12 protein-coding genes and 2 pseudogenes are annotated in these 18,467 nt (G+C 72.5%); 9 read left to right on the plus strand and 5 right to left on the minus strand.

The annotated features are described in order from the left end of the window. Nucleotides 1-42: 42 nt before the first annotated feature. From nhaA to ACWGIS_RS04845, 3 genes and pseudogenes are all read right to left on the minus strand, one after another. A pseudogene (gene nhaA / locus ACWGIS_RS04835) lies at nucleotides 43-1,496 on the minus strand (Na+/H+ antiporter NhaA). A gap of 213 nt (nucleotides 1,497-1,709) precedes the next feature. Next, nucleotides 1,710-3,710 carry an acetate--CoA ligase gene (gene acs / locus ACWGIS_RS04840; RefSeq protein WP_453360978.1) on the minus strand — a complete coding sequence of 667 codons (2,001 nt, stop codon included), beginning with the start codon at nucleotides 3,708-3,710 and terminating at the stop codon, nucleotides 1,710-1,712. 384 nt (nucleotides 3,711-4,094) lie between these two features. After that, nucleotides 4,095-6,494, minus strand: coding sequence for a bifunctional SulP family inorganic anion transporter/carbonic anhydrase (locus ACWGIS_RS04845; protein WP_453360979.1), 2,400 nt, complete (start codon nucleotides 6,492-6,494; stop codon nucleotides 4,095-4,097). A 338-nt stretch (nucleotides 6,495-6,832) separates the two neighbouring features. Between ACWGIS_RS04845 and ACWGIS_RS04850 the strand changes: the two genes are divergently transcribed. Continuing rightward, on the plus strand, nucleotides 6,833-8,104 hold the full coding sequence (locus ACWGIS_RS04850) for a hypothetical protein (RefSeq protein ID WP_453360980.1): 1,272 nt from the start codon (nucleotides 6,833-6,835) through the stop codon (nucleotides 8,102-8,104). A 4-nt stretch (nucleotides 8,105-8,108) separates the two neighbouring features. Here ACWGIS_RS04850 and ACWGIS_RS04855 read toward each other — a convergent pair whose 3' ends face one another. Then, nucleotides 8,109-9,110, minus strand: coding sequence for an ATP-binding protein (locus tag ACWGIS_RS04855; RefSeq protein WP_453360981.1), 1,002 nt, complete (start codon nucleotides 9,108-9,110; stop codon nucleotides 8,109-8,111). Between the two features lie 100 nt (nucleotides 9,111-9,210). Between ACWGIS_RS04855 and ACWGIS_RS04860 the strand changes: the two genes are divergently transcribed. Then, nucleotides 9,211-10,035 carry an oxidoreductase gene (locus tag ACWGIS_RS04860; RefSeq protein WP_453360982.1) on the plus strand — a complete coding sequence of 275 codons (825 nt, stop codon included), beginning with the start codon at nucleotides 9,211-9,213 and terminating at the stop codon, nucleotides 10,033-10,035. Between the two features lie 409 nt (nucleotides 10,036-10,444). Here the strand turns inward: ACWGIS_RS04860 and ACWGIS_RS04865 are convergent, their stop codons facing one another. After that, nucleotides 10,445-11,278: an HAD family hydrolase gene (locus ACWGIS_RS04865; protein WP_453360983.1), complete on the minus strand. Its 834-nt coding sequence runs from the start codon at nucleotides 11,276-11,278 to the stop codon at nucleotides 10,445-10,447. A gap of 570 nt (nucleotides 11,279-11,848) precedes the next feature. On the opposite strand from ACWGIS_RS04865, the gene ssd reads away from it, so the two are divergent. From ssd to ACWGIS_RS04900, 7 genes and pseudogenes are all read left to right on the plus strand, one after another. After that, nucleotides 11,849-12,943 carry a septum site-determining protein Ssd gene (ssd, locus tag ACWGIS_RS04870; protein ID WP_453360984.1) on the plus strand — a complete coding sequence of 365 codons (1,095 nt, stop codon included), beginning with the start codon at nucleotides 11,849-11,851 and terminating at the stop codon, nucleotides 12,941-12,943. A gap of 143 nt (nucleotides 12,944-13,086) precedes the next feature. After that, nucleotides 13,087-14,367, plus strand: coding sequence for a TadA family conjugal transfer-associated ATPase (locus ACWGIS_RS04875; protein WP_453360985.1), 1,281 nt, complete (start codon nucleotides 13,087-13,089; stop codon nucleotides 14,365-14,367). Nucleotides 14,368-14,401: 34 nt separating this feature from the next. Then, nucleotides 14,402-15,280: a type II secretion system F family protein gene (locus ACWGIS_RS04880; RefSeq protein ID WP_453360986.1), complete on the plus strand. Its 879-nt coding sequence runs from the start codon at nucleotides 14,402-14,404 to the stop codon at nucleotides 15,278-15,280. Continuing rightward, nucleotides 15,277-16,041, plus strand: coding sequence for a type II secretion system F family protein (locus ACWGIS_RS04885; RefSeq protein ID WP_453360987.1), 765 nt, complete (start codon nucleotides 15,277-15,279; stop codon nucleotides 16,039-16,041). The genes ACWGIS_RS04880 and ACWGIS_RS04885 overlap by 4 nt, the downstream gene beginning before the upstream one ends. A 134-nt stretch (nucleotides 16,042-16,175) precedes the next feature. Continuing rightward, complete coding sequence (locus ACWGIS_RS04890; RefSeq protein ID WP_453361095.1) at nucleotides 16,176-16,418, plus strand: DUF4244 domain-containing protein; 243 nt, start codon at nucleotides 16,176-16,178, stop codon at nucleotides 16,416-16,418. A 157-nt stretch (nucleotides 16,419-16,575) separates the two neighbouring features. After that, a complete protein-coding gene (locus ACWGIS_RS04895) occupies nucleotides 16,576-16,977 on the plus strand; it encodes a TadE family type IV pilus minor pilin (RefSeq protein ID WP_453360988.1) in 402 nt (133 codons plus the stop codon). Between the two features lie 1,250 nt (nucleotides 16,978-18,227). Further along, nucleotides 18,228-18,425 (plus strand): annotated as a pseudogene (locus tag ACWGIS_RS04900) (Rv3654c family TadE-like protein); the annotation flags it as partial. Nucleotides 18,426-18,467 lie beyond the last annotated feature (42 nt).

The following is an 18,467-nucleotide window of genomic DNA, read 5'->3' on the forward strand; positions in this document are numbered from 1 at the left end:
GCGATCTCCCTCTTCTGCATGTAATCGTGCGGTCCTGTCAGATCATGCCGGACCGGCGTTCTCCTCGCCCGCCCCGCCCGTCACTTCGGTAGCCGCGCGTCGCTCGCGTCCATCTCCGCGGCCAGCCTGCGGTGCTCGGCCGCCTTCCCCTCGTGGATGGCGGCCATGCGCAAGTGGTACTCCGGGTTGTCGAGTTCGTAGATGTCGGGGATGCCGTCCTGGTCCTCGTCGCGGTCCTCCGCCTCGCACAGGCTGCGGTACTTGGCGTTGCGCAGCTTCAGGAGCACCGAGGCGAGGACGGCCGCGATGAGGGAGCCCACCAGCACGGCCGCCTTGCCCTCGTCGGCGAGCACGGGGTCGTCGGTGAAGGCGAGTTCGTCGATGAGCAGCGAGACGGTGAAGCCGATTCCGGCGAGCGAGGAGACGGCGAGGACGTCCGGCCAGGCCAGGTCCTCGCTCAGCGACGCCCGGGTGAAGCGGGCCGTGAGCCAGGTGCCGCCGAAGATGCCGACCGTCTTGCCGACGACGAGGCCGAGGATCACGCCGAGGGTCTCCGGCCGGGTGAAGACGTCGCCCAGCGCGCCGCCGGAGATCGCGACCCCGGCGCTGAACAGGGCGAACAGCGGGACGGCGAGTCCCGCCGAGACGGGGCGTACGAGGTGCTCGATGTGCTCGCCGGGGGACTGTTCCTCCGGCCGGCCGTCCGGGCCCGCGTCCTCGCGGCGGTGGCAGCGCAGCATCAGGCCCATCGCGACACCGGCGATGGTGGCGTGGATGCCGCTGTTGTACATCAGGCCCCAGACGACGAGGGCCAGCGGGACGTACAGGTACCAGCCGCGTACGCCCTTGCGCAGCAGCAGCCAGAAGACGGCGAGGGCGACGACGGCGCCGCCGAGCGCCGCGAAGTTCAGCTGGTCGGTGAAGAAGACGGCGATGATCAGGATGGCGAACAGGTCGTCGACGACGGCGAGCGTCAGCAGGAAGGCCCGCAGGGCGGACGGCAGGGACGTGCCGATGACGGCGAGGACGGCCAGCGCGAAGGCGATGTCGGTCGCGGTCGGCACCGCCCAGCCCTGGAGGGAGCCGTCGCCGGTGATGTTGACCAGGGTGTAGACGAGCGCCGGTACGGCCATGCCGCAGAGCGCGGCGACGACGGGCAGCAGCGCGGCCTTGGGGTCCTTCAGATCGCCCGCGACGAGCTCGCGCTTGAGCTCGATGCCGGCGACGAAGAAGAAGACGGCGAGCAGGCCGTCGGCCGCCCAGTGTTCGACGGACAGGTCGAGCCCGAGCGCCGAGGGGCCGAGGTGGAAGTCGCGGACGCTCTCGTAGCTGTCCCGGAGCGCGGGGACGTTCGCCCAGATCAGTGCCGCGATCGCGGCGACGAGGAGCAGGACGCCGCCGACCGTCTCGGTGCGCAGCGCGTTCGCGACGAAGTTCCGCTCGGGCAGGGAGAGGCGGCCGAGGAACTTGCGGGTGGCGGTGCTGGGCGCGGTCACGGGGGAGACCTCCGGTCGGTAGGCAGGATGGAGCACATGCCGACCAGACTTCCCGGCGCACCTCGGTCCACGTATCGCGTTGTTGACGTGTTCGTCAGCTTACCCAAGGCGCCCCGGTACGGATCCGGTGATCTTCACACTAATCACAAAGAAGGCAACCGGCGCGCTGCCGATTGCCCTCTTCGTGCGTGCTGCGGCCCTCGGGCCGGGGTGTCAGTCCTCGCTCGGCGCGGCCGGGAGCTTCTGCTGGATCAGGTCCATCACCGTGGAGTCCGTGAGCGTGGTGACGTCACCGAGCTCGCGGTTCTCCGCGACGTCGCGGAGCAGACGGCGCATGATCTTGCCGGAACGGGTCTTCGGCAGTTCGGCGACCGGCAGGATCCGCTTGGGCTTGGCGATCGGGCCGAGCGCGGTGCCCACGTGGCTGCGCAGGCCGGCGACGAGTCCCTCGTCCTCGGCGGACGCGGTTCCGCGCAAGATCACGAACGCGACGATGGCCTGGCCGGTCGTCTCGTCCGCGGCGCCGACGACGGCGGCCTCGGCGACGGAGGGGTGGGAGACGAGCGCGGACTCGACCTCGGTGGTCGAGATGTTGTGCCCGGACACCAGCATCACGTCGTCGACCCGGCCGAGCAGCCAGATGTCGCCGTCGTCGTCCTTCTTCGCGCCGTCCCCGGCGAAGTACCTGCCCTCGAAGCGCGACCAGTACGTGTCGAGGAACCGCTGGTCGTCGCCCCAGATGGTGCGCAGCATCGACGGCCACGGCTCGGTGAGGACCAGGTAGCCGCCGCCACCGTCCGGGACCTCGTTGGCCTCGTCGTCGACGACGGTCGCGCAGATGCCCGGCAGGGCCCGCTGGGCCGAGCCCGGCTTGGTCTCGGTGACCCCCGGCAGCGGCGCGATCATCATGGCGCCGGTCTCGGTCTGCCACCAGGTGTCCACGATCGGGGTCCGGTCGCCGCCGATGTGCTTGCGGTACCAGATCCACGCCTCGGGGTTGATCGGCTCGCCGACGGAACCGAGGACGCGCAGCGAGGACAGGTCGAACTTCGCGGGGATGTCGTCGCCCCACTTCATGAACGTCCGGATCGCGGTCGGCGCCGTGTAGAGGATCGTCACCCCGTACTTCTGGACGATCTCCCAGAAGCGGCCCTGGTGCGGGGTGTCCGGGGTGCCCTCGTACATGACCTGCGTCGCGCCGTTCGAGAGCGGCCCGTACGTGATGTAGGAGTGCCCGGTGACCCAGCCGATGTCGGCCGTGCACCAGTAGACGTCGGTCTCCGGCTTGAGGTCGAAGACGGCGTGGTGGGTGTACGACGCCTGGGTGAGGTAGCCGCCGGAGGTGTGCAGGATGCCCTTGGGCTTACCCGTCGTACCGGACGTGTACAGGATGAACAGCGGGTGCTCGGCGTCGAAGGCCTCCGGCGTGTGATCCGCGGACTGCCTTTCGGTGATCTCGTGCCACCAGACGTCCCGGCCCTCGGTCCAGGCGACGTCCTGGCCGGTGCGGCGCACGACGAGCACCTTCTCGACGGCGTCCGTCCGGCCGACGGCGTCGTCCACGGCCGGCTTCAGGGCGGACGGCTTGCCGCGCCGGTAGCCGCCGTCCGCGGTGATGACGAGCTTGGCGTCGGCGTCCGCGATCCGGGCCGCGATCGCGTCCGCGGAGAACCCGCCGAAGACGACGGAGTGCGCGGCGCCGATGCGGGCGCACGCGAGCATCGCGACGACCGCCTCGGGGATCATCGGCAGGTAGACGGCGACCCGGTCGCCCTTGTGGACGCCCAGCTCGGTCAGCGCGTTGGCCGCCTTGGACACCTCGTCCTTCAGCTCGGCGTAGGTGATCGCGCGGCTGTCACCCGGCTCGCCCTCGAAGTGGATGGCGACCCGGTCGCCGTGGCCCGCCTCCACGTGGCGGTCCACGCAGTTGTACGCGACGTTGAGCTTGCCGTCCTTGAACCACTTGGCGAACGGCGGGTTCGACCAGTCGAGGGTCTCGGTGGGCTCGGTGGCCCAGGTCAGCCGGCGGGCCTGCTCGGCCCAGAAGCCGAGCCTGTCAGCCTTGGCCTGCTCATACGCCTCCGCGGTGACGTTGGCGTTCGCGGCCAGGTCGGCGGGCGGCGCGAACCTGCGCTCTTCCTTCAGCAGGTTGGCCAGGCTTTCGTTGCTCACGACATCTCCCTTTCCCAGGGTGTCCGTTGTGTCCCAGGCCACAGCTCATCAGACCGGGGGGCCCGATGACAAGGGCCGATCCGAAATTGGTTTAGACCTATTCAGGTGCTGTGGGGTCACTCAGGGGCACGGACGGACGGGCGGCCGGGTTCAGTCTGCGCCGCGCCGGCCGCACGGGACCGACGGCGCCGCGGAGAACTCCGGTCCATCGCTACCGGCCGCACCGGCGCGGCGGCCTTCGACCGGGCAGTACCGGCCGAAGGGGCGTCGCCGCGGAGACGTGCGAGAGGGAGGGCGAGTCGCGGGGCGCCTTGCTCCGTACGGTGACCAGGTCCGTACAGGTGCCAGGTCGGCCCGTACGGGTGTCGAGGTCGGGCGGTGACGGGCGGGGTGCGGCCGGCGTCCGGGCCGCACCCCGCCCCGGGGTCACACGGGACTGGGCAGGTCCTCCGCGGCGTCCACGTGGTCGAACAGTTCGGTCCCGTCGGTGCCCGTACCGGCGTCGGCACCGGTCAGCAGGTACGACTGCGCCTCGCCCACGTGGAAGTACATCCCGTGCAGCTCCAGCGCCCCCGCCTCCAGGGCACGGCGTACGGACTCGTGCGCCCGCAGGTGCTCCAGCTGCTGCACCACATTGGTCAGGCAGAGCTGTTCCACCGCGTCGGCGGGGGCCCGGCCGGCGAGCCGGGGCCAGGGCCGCTCGGCGGTGGCCATCCGCTCCAGGCTCGGCATCCCGTGCCGCAGCCACCGCTTGAGCGGTGTCCGGGCGGCGCCCGGTTCGGAGTTGAGCAGGGCCTGCATCGCGCCGCATCCGGAATGCCCGCACACCGTGATGGACCGCACCTTCAGCACGTCCACCGCGTACTCGATGGCCGCCGCCACCGAGTCGTCCCCGCTCTCCTCGCCGGGCGGAGGCACGAGGTTGCCCACGTTGCGCACGACGAAGAGGTCGCCGGGGCCGCTGGACGTGATCATCGACGTGACGAGCCGCGAATCGGCGCAGGTCAGGAAGAGCTGCGACGGCCGCTGCCCCTCCCGCGCGAGACGGGCCAGCTCACTGCGCATCAGGGGCGCCGTGTTGCGCTGGAACGCGCTGATGCCACGGGCCAGTTGGTGCTGGCTCCGGCGGGGGGAACCGGCTGTCCCGCCCTCGCCTTCCGAGCTGTCCCGCTGCCCGTCGGCCGCCACGGCCTGCGGGCTCGTGCCGGGCTCGCAGTGGTGGTTGCGCCAGGGCGTCCAGGGGCGGCACCGGCAGTGGGAGCCGTCCGTGGGCTCGGCGATCCGGGTCCCGGGCCGCCGCCCGGCGATCTCGACCTTGCCGCCCTGGGCGACATGTGTGTTCTGCCAGTCGTGCAGCGACTCGTAGGCCGCGTGGTCCATGAAGGAGCCGTCCAGCTCCACGACGACCGAGGAGCCCCGGGGCACCAGATGCAGGGTCCGGCTGAGCCGCGGCACGGCGAGGAACGTCAACTGCCCGCGGACGCCCACGTGATGGACGCCCTCCCTCTCCTCGTGCGTGATCCGGGTGCGGGCGAGGCGGTGCAGGGCGACGGCGACGGCCACGGCGACCCCGATGGCCACGCCCTCCAGGACGCCGAAGCCCACGACGCCGAGCGTGGTGAAGACGTACACCAGCACTTCGCGGTGGCGCGTGACCGTGCGGATGTGGTGCAGGGACACCATCTGGACGCCGACGGCCATCACCAGGGCGGCGAGCGAGGCGAGCGGGATCAGCTCCAGGAGCGGGACGAGCAGCAGCGCGGCGATCACTACGAGAACGCCGTGCAGCATCGTGGAGTTCCGGCTGACCGCACCTGCGTGCACATTGGCCGAACTGCGCACGGCGACTCCGGCGACCGGCAGCCCGCCGAGCGCCCCGGAGACGACGTTGGCAGCGCCCTGCCCGAGCAGTTCGCGGTCGAGGTCGGAACGGCCGACGTGGGCGTGACCGTCCCCTCGTCCGGCCACCAGTTTGTCCACCGCGACGGCGCCGAGCAGCGACTGCACGCTGCACACCAGGGTCACGGTGAGGACGGCGGCGACGAGACCGAGCACAGGGCCCTCGGGCACCCCGGCCAGCGCGTGGCTGCTCCAGGACGGCAGGTCGACCATGGGCAGGCGCAGCCCGGCGAGCGAGGCGGCGAAGGTGGCCCCGGCGACGGCGACGAGCGCGGCGGGCACCTTGCGCAGGGCGCCCCCGATCCGTCCGGGGAGCCGCGGCCAGGCCAGCAGCAGCACCAGGGTCAGGGCGCTCACCGACACGGCCGCGGGGTGCAGCTGCGCCAACTGCGCGGGCAGCGCGAGCAGGTTGGCCGGGACCGAGCTCTGCGGTGTGCCGCCGAGCACGATGTGCAGCTGCGCGACGGCGATGGTCAGGCCGATGCCGGCGAGCATGCCGTGGACGACGGCGGGGCTGACGGCGAGCGCGGTGCGTGCCACGCGCAGGCAGCCGAGAGCCAGTTGCGCCAGGCCCGCGAGGACGGTGATGGCGCAGGTCGTGCGCCATCCGTAGCGGTGGATGAGCTCGGCGGTGACCACCGTGAGGCCGGCGGCCGGACCGCTCACCTGGAGCGGGGAGCCGCCGAACCGGCCGGCGACGATCCCGCCGACGGCCGCGGCGACGAGTCCCGCCTGGAGCGGCGCGTCGGTGGCGAGGGCGATGCCCAGGGACAGGGGCAGGGCGATCAGGAAGACCGCGATGGAGGCCGACACGTCGGCACCGGCGACACGGAACCGGCGGGGCGGGGTCGGCGGGGGGCTGGGGGGCTGGTGAACGTGCGCGGGCCGAGTCGGGTCGGCGGCGCGGGTGGGGACGCAGGCAGACATGTTTCCCGTCTCCTCCGGGGCAGCGCGGTCGCGGAACAGGTGGTCCCCCGCTCAGGGCGGGGGGCGGGTCGCGGCCGTGGGTCACGGCGTGCAGCGGCGGGATGATTCAACGCTCGGTAAATGGATCGTAATGCTAAGTAAAGGGCAGGTGTGGGCGATACCGGCAAATGGGGCAGTAAATCACTCGCGCGAGTGAATCGGGAATTTCATCGGCTTGTCATACAAATCTCTCCCGCAGTCCGTGCGACCTTGACGGCGCTGACGGCACGCCCCTGCACGTCATCCGGAGAACGCCCCGAGCAGGGTTGCCCTGACTGAAGGAAGAAGGTGGGCGGAAGATGGCCACCACCCAGAGGATCGCCGCGGGTGTCGCGCTCGCCGCGGCCTGCGCCACGGCACTCGCCGGCTGCGCCACCGGCACCACCGGTTCCGAGGAAGGCGCGCACGGTGCCAGGAAGCCCGCCGCGGCCCCGGCGCCCAAGAAGGCGTTCCGCCTGATCGGCGACGGCTCGACCGCGTACACCGGAGCGCAGCCGCACCTGCCGCGGGCCGAGCGGCTGAAGCCCGGCGAGAAGCCCCCGCAGTTCGTGGTCTTCTCCTGGGACGGCGCAGGTGAGGACAGCCAGAAGCTGTTCTCGCACTTCCGCAAGGTCGCCAAGGACAACAACGCGACGATGACGTACTTCCTGAGCGGCGTGTACATGCTGCCGGAGGACAAGGCCGACCTCTACCGGCCCCCGCAGCACTCGCCGGGACGCTCCGACATCGGTTTCAACGACGCCGGGGGTATCAAGGAGACCGTGAAGCAGCTGCGCCTGGCGTGGCTGGAGGGCAACGAGATCGGGACCCACTTCAACGGCCACTTCTGCGGCAGCGGGGGCGGGGTCGGCGAGTGGTCGGTCAAGGACTGGAAGAGCGAGATCGCCCAGGCGAAGTCGTTCGTGAAGTCCTGGAAGACCAACACCGGTCTGATGAAGGCCGCCCCGCTGCCCTTCGACTACGACCGGGAGCTCATCGGCGCCCGGACCCCCTGCCTGGAGGGGCAGAAGAACTTCATGCGCGCCGCCCGCCAGCTGGGCTTCCGCTACGACACCAGCGGCGTCAACGACCAGGTCTGGCCCAAGAAGAAGGAGGGCCTGTGGGATCTGTCGATGCAGCTCGTCCCGGTCCCGGGCCGCGGCTTCGAGACGCTCACCATGGACTACAACTTCATGGTGAACCAGTCGGGCACCACGACCCAGGGCGACCCCGCCAAGCAGGAGTACTGGGGCGACCAGATGCGTGACGGCCTGCTCCAGGGCTTCGAGCGCGCCTACCACGGCAACCGCGCCCCCCTGGTCATCGGCAACCACTTCGAGTCCTGGAACGGCGGCACGTACATGCGCGCCCTGGACCAGGTCATCGGAAGCGTGTGCACCAGGTCGGAGGTGCGCTGCGTGTCCTTCCGGCAACTCGCCGACTGGCTCGACGCGCAGGACCCGGCGACGCTGGAGAAGCTGCGCGGCCTCAAGGTCGGTGAGGCCCCGAAGGAGGACTGGGCCTCGTACCTCTCGGGCAGCCCGGCCCCGGCTCCCAAGGGAGTCCCCGGGGCCCCCGCCTTCCAGCGGTAACGCGCTACACGGCCGCGTCGAGGGCCGGGACGGCCGCCGCCGCGTCCTCACGCAGCACGAAGCCGGGATCGACCTGCGCCGCCAGGTCGGTCCCGGTCTTCGCGTTGCCCCAGGAGCCGGCGTTCTTCAGATGGAAGTGCACCATCTGGCGGGTGTAGCGCTCCGGGTCACGGAGTCCGTACGTGGCGTCCGCGGCGGCCCGCAGGATGCGCAGGGCGCGCTGGTTGACGTCCTCCAGGAGCTCGAACCGGGGCGGACGGCCCTTCTCTATGGCGCGCACCCAGTCGGAGTGCCCGACGGTGACCAGCAGGTCGTCGCCCACCTCGGCGCGGAGGAAGTCGACGTCGTCCGGGCCCTGCACCTTGTTGCCGACGACCTTCAGGGTGACGCCGTAGTCGCGGGCGTACTCCTTGTACTGCCGGTAGACGGAGACCCCCTTACGGGTCGGCTCGGCGACGAGGAACGTCATGTCGAAGCGGGTGAACATGCCGGAGGCGAAGGAGTCCGAGCCCGCCGTCATGTCGACCACCACGTACTCGTCGCGGCCGTCGACCAGGTGGTTCAGGCACAGCTCGACCGCGCCCGTCTTGGAGTGGTAGCACGCGACACCGAGATCGGCCTCGGTGAAGGGGCCGGTGACCATCAAACGGACCGTGCCGCCGTCGAGTTCCACCGGACGCGCGCAGGCGTCGTACACGGGGTTGTCCTCGCGCACCCGCAGCAGCCGGGAGCCCTCCCCGGGCGGGGTCGTCTTGATCATCACCTCGGAGGACCCGATCCGCGGGTTGGATCCGCGCAGCCAGTCCTTGATCAGCGGCAGGTGCGCGCCCAGCGCGGGCAGGGTCGCCGCCACGTCCTCGTCGAGCCCGAGCGCGGCCCCGAGGTGCTGATTGATGTCGGCGTCCACGGCGACGACGGGGGCGCCGGCGGCCGCCAGGTGGCGGACGAAGAGGGAGGACAGCGTGGTCTTGCCGCTGCCGCCCTTCCCAACGAAAGCAATTTTCATGTTCAGGAAGATAGTGCGGAGAGGGGCCCCACGCGCGTGTGGACGTGAAGAAGACCACTCCTTCGTGGGGACGGCGGCCGGGATGCGTAGGGTCGTACTCATGAGTACGACAGGCGCGACCGCAGATCCGCTCGCGGCCCTTGGCTCGCTGCCCGGAGTGGCCGAGTCCGTGGAGTCCGTGCGCAAGGCCGTGGACCGGGTCTACGGACACCGGATCATGCGACGCCGCAGCAACGAGATCACGTCCGAGGCGGCACTGCGCGCCGCGCGCGGTTCCGCGGCGCTCTTCGGAGCCGACTGGGCCCTGGAGGAGGTGCGGCGGCGTACCGACTTCAGCGGGGACGACGAGGCCCGCACCGTCGGCGCCGCCCTGCGGCTGACGGCCGAGGCGGGCCAGCTCCTCTCCATCTGGCGCCAGTCGCCCGTGCGGGTGCTGGCCAGGCTGCACCTGGTGGCCGCCGCCGACAACGCCGACGAGGTGGGACGGCCCCGCAAAGACGGCGAGCCGGTCGACGAGCCGCTGGTCGAACTGCCGCTGCCGGACGCGAACGAGGTTGCGGGCCGCCTCGAAGGACTCTCCGGGCTGGTCATCGCCGGCGGCTCGGCGCCCGCCCTGGTGACGGCGGCCGTCGTCCACGGCGAGCTGCTGGCCCTGCGGCCGTTCGGCTCGCACAACGGCCTGGTGGCGCGCGCCGCGGAACGCATCGTCCTGATCAACAGCGGCCTGGACCCGAAATCCGTGTGCCCGGCCGAGGTCGGCCACGGCGAACTGGGCCGCGCCGCCTACGTGGCCGCGCTCGACGGCTATGCCTCCGGCACCCCGGAGGGCATGGCGGCCTGGATCGCGCACTGCGGCAGGGCGGTCGAACTCGGCGCCCGCGAGTCCACCGCGGTCTGCGAGGCGCTGCAGCGCGGCGCGGCCTAGGAGTCGCGGCACACGAAAAACGCCCTCCATGGGAGGGCGGAAAACGGCTCGGACAGGGTTGCGGCGGTACGAGTTCTCGTACCGCCGCTGGCATGTTCACCGGGTTACCAAGCGTCCTCGAGTGTTGCCCATCAGGTCGGGAACTCTTGCCCGTCACCTGGTGCGGCTGGCCCGTAATCGACGGGTCGACGTCGCGTGGGTGCCTGGTGTCCATGCTCGGTCCGTGGGGCCTTGGTGCGTTCTAAGGTGATCCTCTCGGATGTCCTTGGTCTCGCGGGCCGTTACCTTCTTTGTACTCCAGGTCCGGAGGAAGCGGAACCCCTCGCCGTACTTCTTTACTTTCAGCCCCAAAGCGGTGTGAATGGGACGGCATTCAGCGCGCCGCCATTTGGGCCCTCGGCGCCGCCGGTCACATGGCGGGCGTCCGGCGCCGGCTCGCGTACCAGACCAGCCCCGCCGTGGTCGCGGCGGCGCCGATCGCGGCCATGGCGACGAGCGCCGGTCGCGGCGGCACCGACAGGGCGGGCAGGCGCTTCTTCAGCCGTACCGGGCGGTGGAAGTCCAGGATCGGCCAGCCCCGGGCGACGGCCTCCCGCCGCAGCGCGCGGTCCGGGTTCACCGCGTGGGGGTGGCCGACGGAGCCGAGCATCGGCAGGTCGGTCGCCGAGTCGCTGTAGGCGTAGCAGCGCGACAGGTCGTACCCCTCGGACGCGGCCAGCTCCTTGATCGCCTCCGCCTTGGTGGGCCCGTACGCGTAGTACTCCACCTCGCCGGTGAAGCAGCCGTCGTCGCCCACGACCATGCGGGTCGCCACCACGCGGTCGGCGCCGAGCAGCTCGCCGATCGGCTCGACCACCTCCGCGCCCGACGTGGACACGATCACGACGTCGCGCCCTGCCGTGTGGTGCTCCTCGATGAGCGACGCGGCCTCGTCGTAGATGATCGGGTCGATCAGCCCGTGCAGCGTCTCGGCGACGATCTCCTTGACCTGCTGGACGTTCCACCCGCGGCACATGGCGGACAGGTACTTCCGCATCCGCTCCATCTGATCGTGGTCGGCGCCGCCCGCCAGGAACACGAACTGGGCATATGCGGTGCGCAGAGCGGCCCTTCGGTTGATCAGCCCGCCTTGATAGAAGGACTTGCTGAACGTGAGGGTGCTCGACTTCGCAATGACCGTCTTGTCCAGGTCAAAGAAGGCTGCGGTACGGGGCAAGGAGTGGTTTTCCACGAGGCAGAGCATAGGCGCCCACCATTCGGCGTAGTGTGGGGCGCGTGGGTTTGCCTGAGAGGGCTCTCGGGTACACCATGGAAGTCACGGATCGTTCGCGACCGTGCTAACCCGGCCCGACTCCTCCCCCCCCCGAGTCGGCCGTGGGGACGACCCCCGCTCTCCCCCCCGGCGGGGGTCGTCGCATGTCCGGGTGGGTTTCTCCCTTTACGTTCGCGGTCTGTCCGCATCCGGGCCCATTTCTCGGGCCTGTCGAGGCGCGCCCATGATCCGTCACTGTGCGTAGTCGTACCGCTGCGCTGCGGAAGTCGTACGGGGTCACCTGTGAGGGTGACGGCGATATTCACAGCTTCTGCGTTGTCCACAGTTATCCACCAAGATCCACAAGATTTCCGTGTTCGTTGCACCGTGATTCCAGCGCGACCACTCGCGGCGAGTTCATGGCCGGTTCCGTTTGTCGGACGCGTTTGGCCGGTTCGTATCGGCCGTTCATATGGAGGCCGGTTGACGGTCTTCACCCATGAGGGAATCGCGGGGTCGTTCCGGGCCCCGCCGAGGCAGCATCGAAGGGGGCTGGAGATCGTGGCCGGAGCCATCACCCACGGCCGGCCGCCCACCGCCGAAGGGCGGCAGGGCGGACCGTTGATCGTCACGGAGGACATCGAACTGCTGGACGACCTGCTGCGCCTGTGCGCGGCGGCGGGCGCCCGGCCCGAAGTCCATCCGGGGGTACCGGAGCGCGGCGGCGGATGGGAAGCGGCTCCGCTCGTCCTCGTCGGCGACGACGCGGCGGCCCGGGTGCGCGGAGCGACCCGCAGAAGGGGCGTGGTGCTGGTTGGGCGGGATCAGGACGATTCCGGAGTCTGGCAGCGGGCCGTGGAGATCGGCGCCGACCACGTCCTGATGCTTCCCGACGGCGAGCGGTGGCTGGTCGACCGCATCGCCGACGTGGCCGAGGGCGTCGGCAGGCCCGCACTCACCGTCGGCGTGATCGGCGGCCGGGGCGGCGCCGGGGCGTCCACCCTGGCCTGCGCCCTCGCGGTGACGTCCGCGCGGCAGGGGCGGCGCACGCTGCTGGTCGACGCCGACCCGCTGGGCGGCGGACTCGACGTACTCCTCGGCGGCGAGACCGCCGAGGGCCTGCGCTGGCCGGCCTTCGCCGGCTCCCGGGGCCGGGTCGGCGGCGGAGCTTTGGAGGAGTCGCTGCCCGAGCTGCACGCCCTGCGGGTCCTCAGCTGGGACCGCGGCGACGCGGTGACCGTCCCGCCCCCGGCGGTCCGGGCCGTCCTCGCCGCGGCCAGACGTCGCGGCGGCGCGGTCGTCGTCGACCTGCCGCGAAGGATCGACGAGGGCGCCGCGGAGGCACTCGCCCAACTGGACCTGGGAGTCCTGGTCGTCCCCGCCGAGCTGCGCGCCATCGCGTCGGCCGGACGGGTGGCCTCGGCGGTCGGCATGGTCCTGCGCGACCTGCGCGTCGCGGTGCGCGGGCCGTACGCACCCGGACTGGACGACCGCGAGGTGGCTCGCCTGCTCGGACTTCCCCTGGTCGGCGAGGTGCCCGCCGAGATCCCGCGCCCGGACGGCGGCGTACCGCCGGGTGGCGCCGCGCGCGGTCCGCTCGCCCGCTTCTGCGCGGCCTTCTGGGAGCGCGTGCCGGCTCAAGGAGGAGCCGCATGAACCGGCCTTCGTGGGCGGGTGACGGCACGCGGTCCGGGGAGCACGGGGCCTCCGCTTCGAAACCGGGTGGCGCCGGGGACGGCTCGGGCGCGGGCTCAGGGCTCGGCGGACCGGCGAGCGCGAGTCCCGGCAGGCCGGCGGCTATGAGCGCGGGCCCGGGTACCGGCCGGGGGACGGGTACAGGCGTGAGGGCCGGTGCCGGCGCTGGGGCGGGCGCGTACGCGGATGCGGGTTCCGGCGGTGGAGCGGGCACGGGCGGGTGCGCGCGGCTGCTGGACGGTGTGCGGCAGTGGCTCGCCGAGAGCGGGGCCGAGCCGACACCCGCGCGGGTGGCCCAGGCGCTGCGAGCCCAGGGGCAGGTCCTCGGGGCCACGGAAGTACTGGGCGCCGCCCACGAGTTGCGCTCCGAACTGGTCGGCAGCGGTCCCCTGGACCCGCTGCTCGCGGACCCGGCGGTGACGGACGTCCTCGTCTCGGCGCCGGACCGGGTGTGGGTCGATCGCGGCGGGGGCCTGGAGCTGACGTCGGTCTCCTTCCGGGACGCGGCGGCGGTACGGCGCCTCGCGCAGCGTCTGGCTGCGGTGGCCGGCCGACGGCTCGACGACGCCCGCCCCTGGGTGGACGCCCGGCTGCCGGACGGCACCCGGCTGCACGCGGTCCTGCCACCGGTCGCCGTCGGCTCGACCTGCCTCTCGCTGCGGGTCGTCCGCCCGCGCGCCTTCACTCTCGACGAACTGGTGGCCGCGGGGACGGTCCCGCCCGGTGGTGACCGGGTGCTCCGGGCCCTGCTGGACGCCCGGTTGTCGTTCCTGATCAGCGGAGGCACGGGGACGGGCAAGACGACGTTGCTCAGTGCCCTGCTGGGGCTGGTCGGCCCCGGCGAGCGGATCGTGCTCGCCGAGGACTCGGCCGAACTGCGGCCCGACCATCCGCACGTGGTCCGCCTGGAAGGGCGGCCCGCGAACCAGGAGGGCGTGGGACAGGTCGAGTTGCCGGATCTGGTGCGGCAGGCGCTGCGCATGAGACCGGACCGGCTGGTCGTCGGGGAGGTGCGGGGGCCCGAAGTGGTGTCCCTGCTGGCCGCCTTGAACACGGGGCACGAAGGCGGGTGCGGCACGGTGCACGCGAACGCCGCGGCCCAGGTGCCGGCCCGGCTGGAGGCGCTGGGCACGGCTGCCGGACTCGACCGGGCGGCTCTGCACAGCCAGTTGGCGGCTGCTCTCGCGGTCGTGCTGCACCTCGTACGCGACCGGGCCGGGCGGCGCCGGATCGCCGAGGTGCACGTGCTGGAGCGGGATCCCGCGGGCTGGGTGGTGACGGTACCCGCACTGCGGTGGGGCGCGGATGCGTTCGCGTACGAGCGGGGGTGGGAGCGGCTGCGGGGGCTGCTCCGGTCCGGGACCGAGGGGAGTGGGGCGTGGTGACGGGAGAGCGGCGGGACAGGGACGGAGGCACGGGATGACGGGGGCTGTGGGTACGGGCGAGGTGGTGATGAGCGCGGCCATGGCCTGTGCGGGAGTGGCCGCCTGGCTGCTCGCCGGGCGGAATCATGAGGTGAGGCGGGCCCGGGTGCTGTGCGCGGGGGACGGGGCCGTGGAGGTCGGCCCGCCGTCGTGGGAGCGGGCGTTCGTCGGAGCGCGGCGGGTGCGGGGACGGCTGACGCCCGAATGGTGGTCGCTGGCCGCCGGGTTGGTGGTCGCGCTGCTGGGGGCGTCGGTACTGCCCCTGCTGGCCGGCGCCGCCGGTGTGCCTCTGTTGCGGCGCGTAAGACGGGCTCGGGGGAGGCGTCGGGAGCGTGAGCGGCGGAGCGACGCGGTCATCGCCCTGTGCGGGGCGCTCGCGGGAGAGGTGCGGGCCGGACGGCAGCCGGGGGAGGCGCTGCTGCGTGCCGCGGCCGACTGGGACGGCCTCGGTGAGGCGCAGGGGCTGGTGCTGTCGGCGGCGAGATTCGGCGGGGATGTGCCCGGCGCGCTCGTCATCGCGGCCGGGGAACCAGGAGCCGAAGGACTGTCGGGGCTCGCGGCGTGCTGGCGGGTGGCCGTGGACCGGGGCGCGGGGCTCGCGACCGGCTTGGACCGCCTCGAAGGAGCACTGCGAGCGGAGCGGGATCAACGCGCTGACTTACGAGCACAGTTGGCCGGCGCCCGTTCCACGGCGGTGATGCTCGCCGGGCTGCCCCTGCTCGGGCTGCTCCTGGGCACGGCTCTCGGCGCCGACCCGCTGCACGTGGTGCTGCACACCGGACCGGGCCTGGGCTTCCTGCTCACCGGTGCGGTCCTGGAGGCCGTGGGGCTGTGGTGGGCGCTGCGGATCGTGCGGGGAGCGGAGGCGGTATGAGCGCGGAGGTTGTCCACAGGCTGGGGGCGGTCCTGTGCGTGATGTGCGTCCTCGGATGGCTGGTCGTCACGGCGGGGCGGAAGCGCAGGGCACGAGGGAGATTCGCAGCGGTGCTGTGCCTGGAGGAGGCGGCCCGGGGGCGCCACTTGGACGTGCGGGTGCGCCGTGCGGTGCGGCGGTGGCTGCCGGTGGTGGGAGCGGTCGGTGCCGGCTGGGTGCTGGTCGGAGGACTCGTGGGCCTCGTGGCCGGACTCGCCGCCGGGTTCGGGGTGTGGCGCCTGCGGCTCAGAGAAGCGACGGCTTCGGCACCGGAGTACGACGCGAGTGTGGCGGCCCGCCAACTCCCGCTCGCCGCAGACCTGCTGGCGGCGTGCATCGCGGCCGGCGCAAGCCCCGTCGCGGCCGCGCGTGCCGTGGGAGAGGCCCTGCGCGGACCGGTGGGGGAGCGGCTGGCGAGAGGCGCCGCCGAGGTCCGCCTCGGTGGTGAACCGGCCGACTCCTGGCGGGCACTCGCCTCGATGCCGGGGGCCGCCGCGCTCGCCCGGCTGCTGGAACGGGCGGGTGAATCCGGGGTCCCGGCAGCGACGCCCGTGGCCCGCATCGCCGCGGAGGCCCGCGCCGAGTGGGGCCGCGCCGCCGAGGCTCGGGCGCGCCGGGCGGGGGTCATGGTGACCGCGCCGGTCGGACTGTGCTTTCTGCCCGCGTTCATCGCGGTCGGAGTGCTGCCGGTGGTGATCGGCCTGGCCGAGGGCGCCTTGTGAGGTGGAGGTGTGTGAGGTGGAGGTGGATGACAGGAGCGGCGAAGCGCTGACGGCGGCGGGTAGCGGCTGGCGGCTGGCGGCGCAGGTGGTGACGCGGACGGATGGCAATGAAGACGGACCTCACGGGGGTTGAGATGGGCAAGGCGACACGGGCGGTACGGGCGGGACTGAGGGCTCTGGTGGACGGGGTGCGCGCGAAGCACGGGGACCGTGTGCGGGCTGCGCGGAGGGACGCGGGGATGGTCACGTCCGAATACGCGATGGGCATCATCGCGGCGGTGGGCTTCGCCGCGGTGCTCTACAAGGTGCTGACCAGCGGGCAGGTCAGCGGGGAGTTGCAGGACATCGTGGGACGAGCACTCGATGTCCGGATGTGAGGCGAGCGGGGCGTGGTGGGCGCGGGTCCGTACGCCGGGCGCTCGCTCGCACGCGAGGACGCGTTGGTCACGGGGCCGGGGGCCAGGCGGGCGGGGGCGGCCGGAGTTCCGGGTCGGCTCGCACGGTGGCCCGCGGAGGGAACGGGACCGGGGATTCGTGACGGCGGAGACCGCCGTCGTGCTGCCCGCCCTCGTGCTGTTCGCGATGGCCCTCGTCTGGGCTCTGCTGGCCGCGTCCGCGCAGATCCAGTGCGTGGACGCGGCGAGGGCGGGGGCCCGGGCGGCGGCTCGCCAGGACCCGCCGGAAGCGGTGGCGGCGCTGGCACGCCGCGCGGCACCGAGCGGGGCGCGGGTGACGGTACGCCGTGACGGCGACCTGGTGCGCGTGACGGTCGCGGCCCACCCGCCGGGCCCGGACGGCCTGACCCTCGAACTGCGTCACGAGGCCGTGGCGTTGGCGGAGGAGACGGTCGGGGCCGCCGGGGTCGGCGTGGTGGCTTGGACGGGTGGGGTGACTGAGATGACGGGGGACTCAGTGGCGACAGGGGTGAGGAGGTGAGGAGTACGGGACGCGGCCGGGTGAGGACGGGGGCTGGGGTCGGGTATCTGGCGGTCCCGTTGGGCGGCTGCCTGGGTCGGGCGCGGAAGGGTCGAACGCTGGGGTTGGCTGGGAACGGTCGGTCGCTAGGGCTGGTTCGGTCTGACAGTGGCAGTGGCAGTGGCAGTGGCAGTGGCAGTGGCAGTGGCAGTGGCAGTGGCAGTGGCAGTGGCAGTGGCAGTGGCAGTGACAGTGGCCGAGGTGGAGGCCGTGGTGGTGGAAGGAACGGTGGCGCCAGCACCAGCGCCAGCACCGACGGTGACACCGGCACCGGCACCGGCACCGGCTTTGGCACCAGCGCCGGAGCCGGCGTTACTCGCGGTCGCGGCCGCGAACGTGCCAGCGTCCTGGACCGTTCGCCCGCGGCCTTGTCCGGCCCGTCCTCGGCGCGGGCCCGGCCCGACAGGGCTCCGACACTCATTCGGCCTAGCCAGGTCTCCCTGCTCGTGCCATCTGGCAGCGCCCCGACACCTGTCCGCCTAAGCCGGCGGTCCGTGTCCTCGGACAGAGGCCGACCACCCGTCCGGCCCAGTACGGCTCGTCTGTTCTTGTCGTCACTCAGGGGCCCGACGCTCGTCCGGCCCCGTCGGCCTTCCAAGCCGCTGGACAACGGCCAGGCACCCGTTTGGCGCAACGCGTCGGCATCCGTGCCGTCAGACACGCGATCAGCATCCGTCCCCTCCGGACGGCCGGCACCTGTCCGGCTGGTCGGGGCGCCCCACAGTGGCCCGGCGTCCGCCTGGGCGGCCAGGGCGTCCGACGCAGGCTCAGCGCCCGTCCGAGCAGCCGGGACGCCCGACAGGGGGGTGGCGCCCGTCCCTCCGATCGGGGCGTCCGACAGGGGCCCGGCGTCCACGCGGGCGGCCAGGACGTCCGACGAAGGCTCAGCGTCCACGCGGGCGGCCAAGGCGTCCGACCAAGGCTCAGCGCCCGTCCAAGCAACCTGGACGCCCGACAGGGAGGTGACGCCCGTCCCTGCGGTCGAGACGTCCGGCAGCGGGCCGGTATCCGTCCGGGCGGCCAGAGCGGCCGACGAAGGCACACCGCCCGTCCGGGCGGCCAGGGAGGCCAGAGCGGCCGAAGAAGGCTCACCCCCCGTCCGTGTGGCCTGGACGCCCGATAGAGGCTCCGCGCTCGTCCCGCCCCTCGGGGCGTCCGACAGGGGGTCCGCGTCCGTCTGGGTGGTCGGGGCCGTCGCCGTGCTGTGTGTGGTGTTCGGGGTCGTGCTGAGCGTCGGGCAGGCGGCGGTGACCCGGCATCGGGCGGCCGCCGCGGCCGACCTCGCGGCGCTCGCGGCGGCGGACCACTGGTCGAAGGGCGCCACGTCGGCCTGTGCCGGGGCGGAGCGGGTGGCATGGGTGCAGGGCGCCCGTCTCGTGCGGTGCGGCCTCGTCGGCGAGGTCTCGGACGTCACGGCGGCGTCCGGACGAGGTCTCTTCGCCACCGAGGTC

The organism is Streptomyces sp. NPDC054842 (assembly GCF_053611025.1).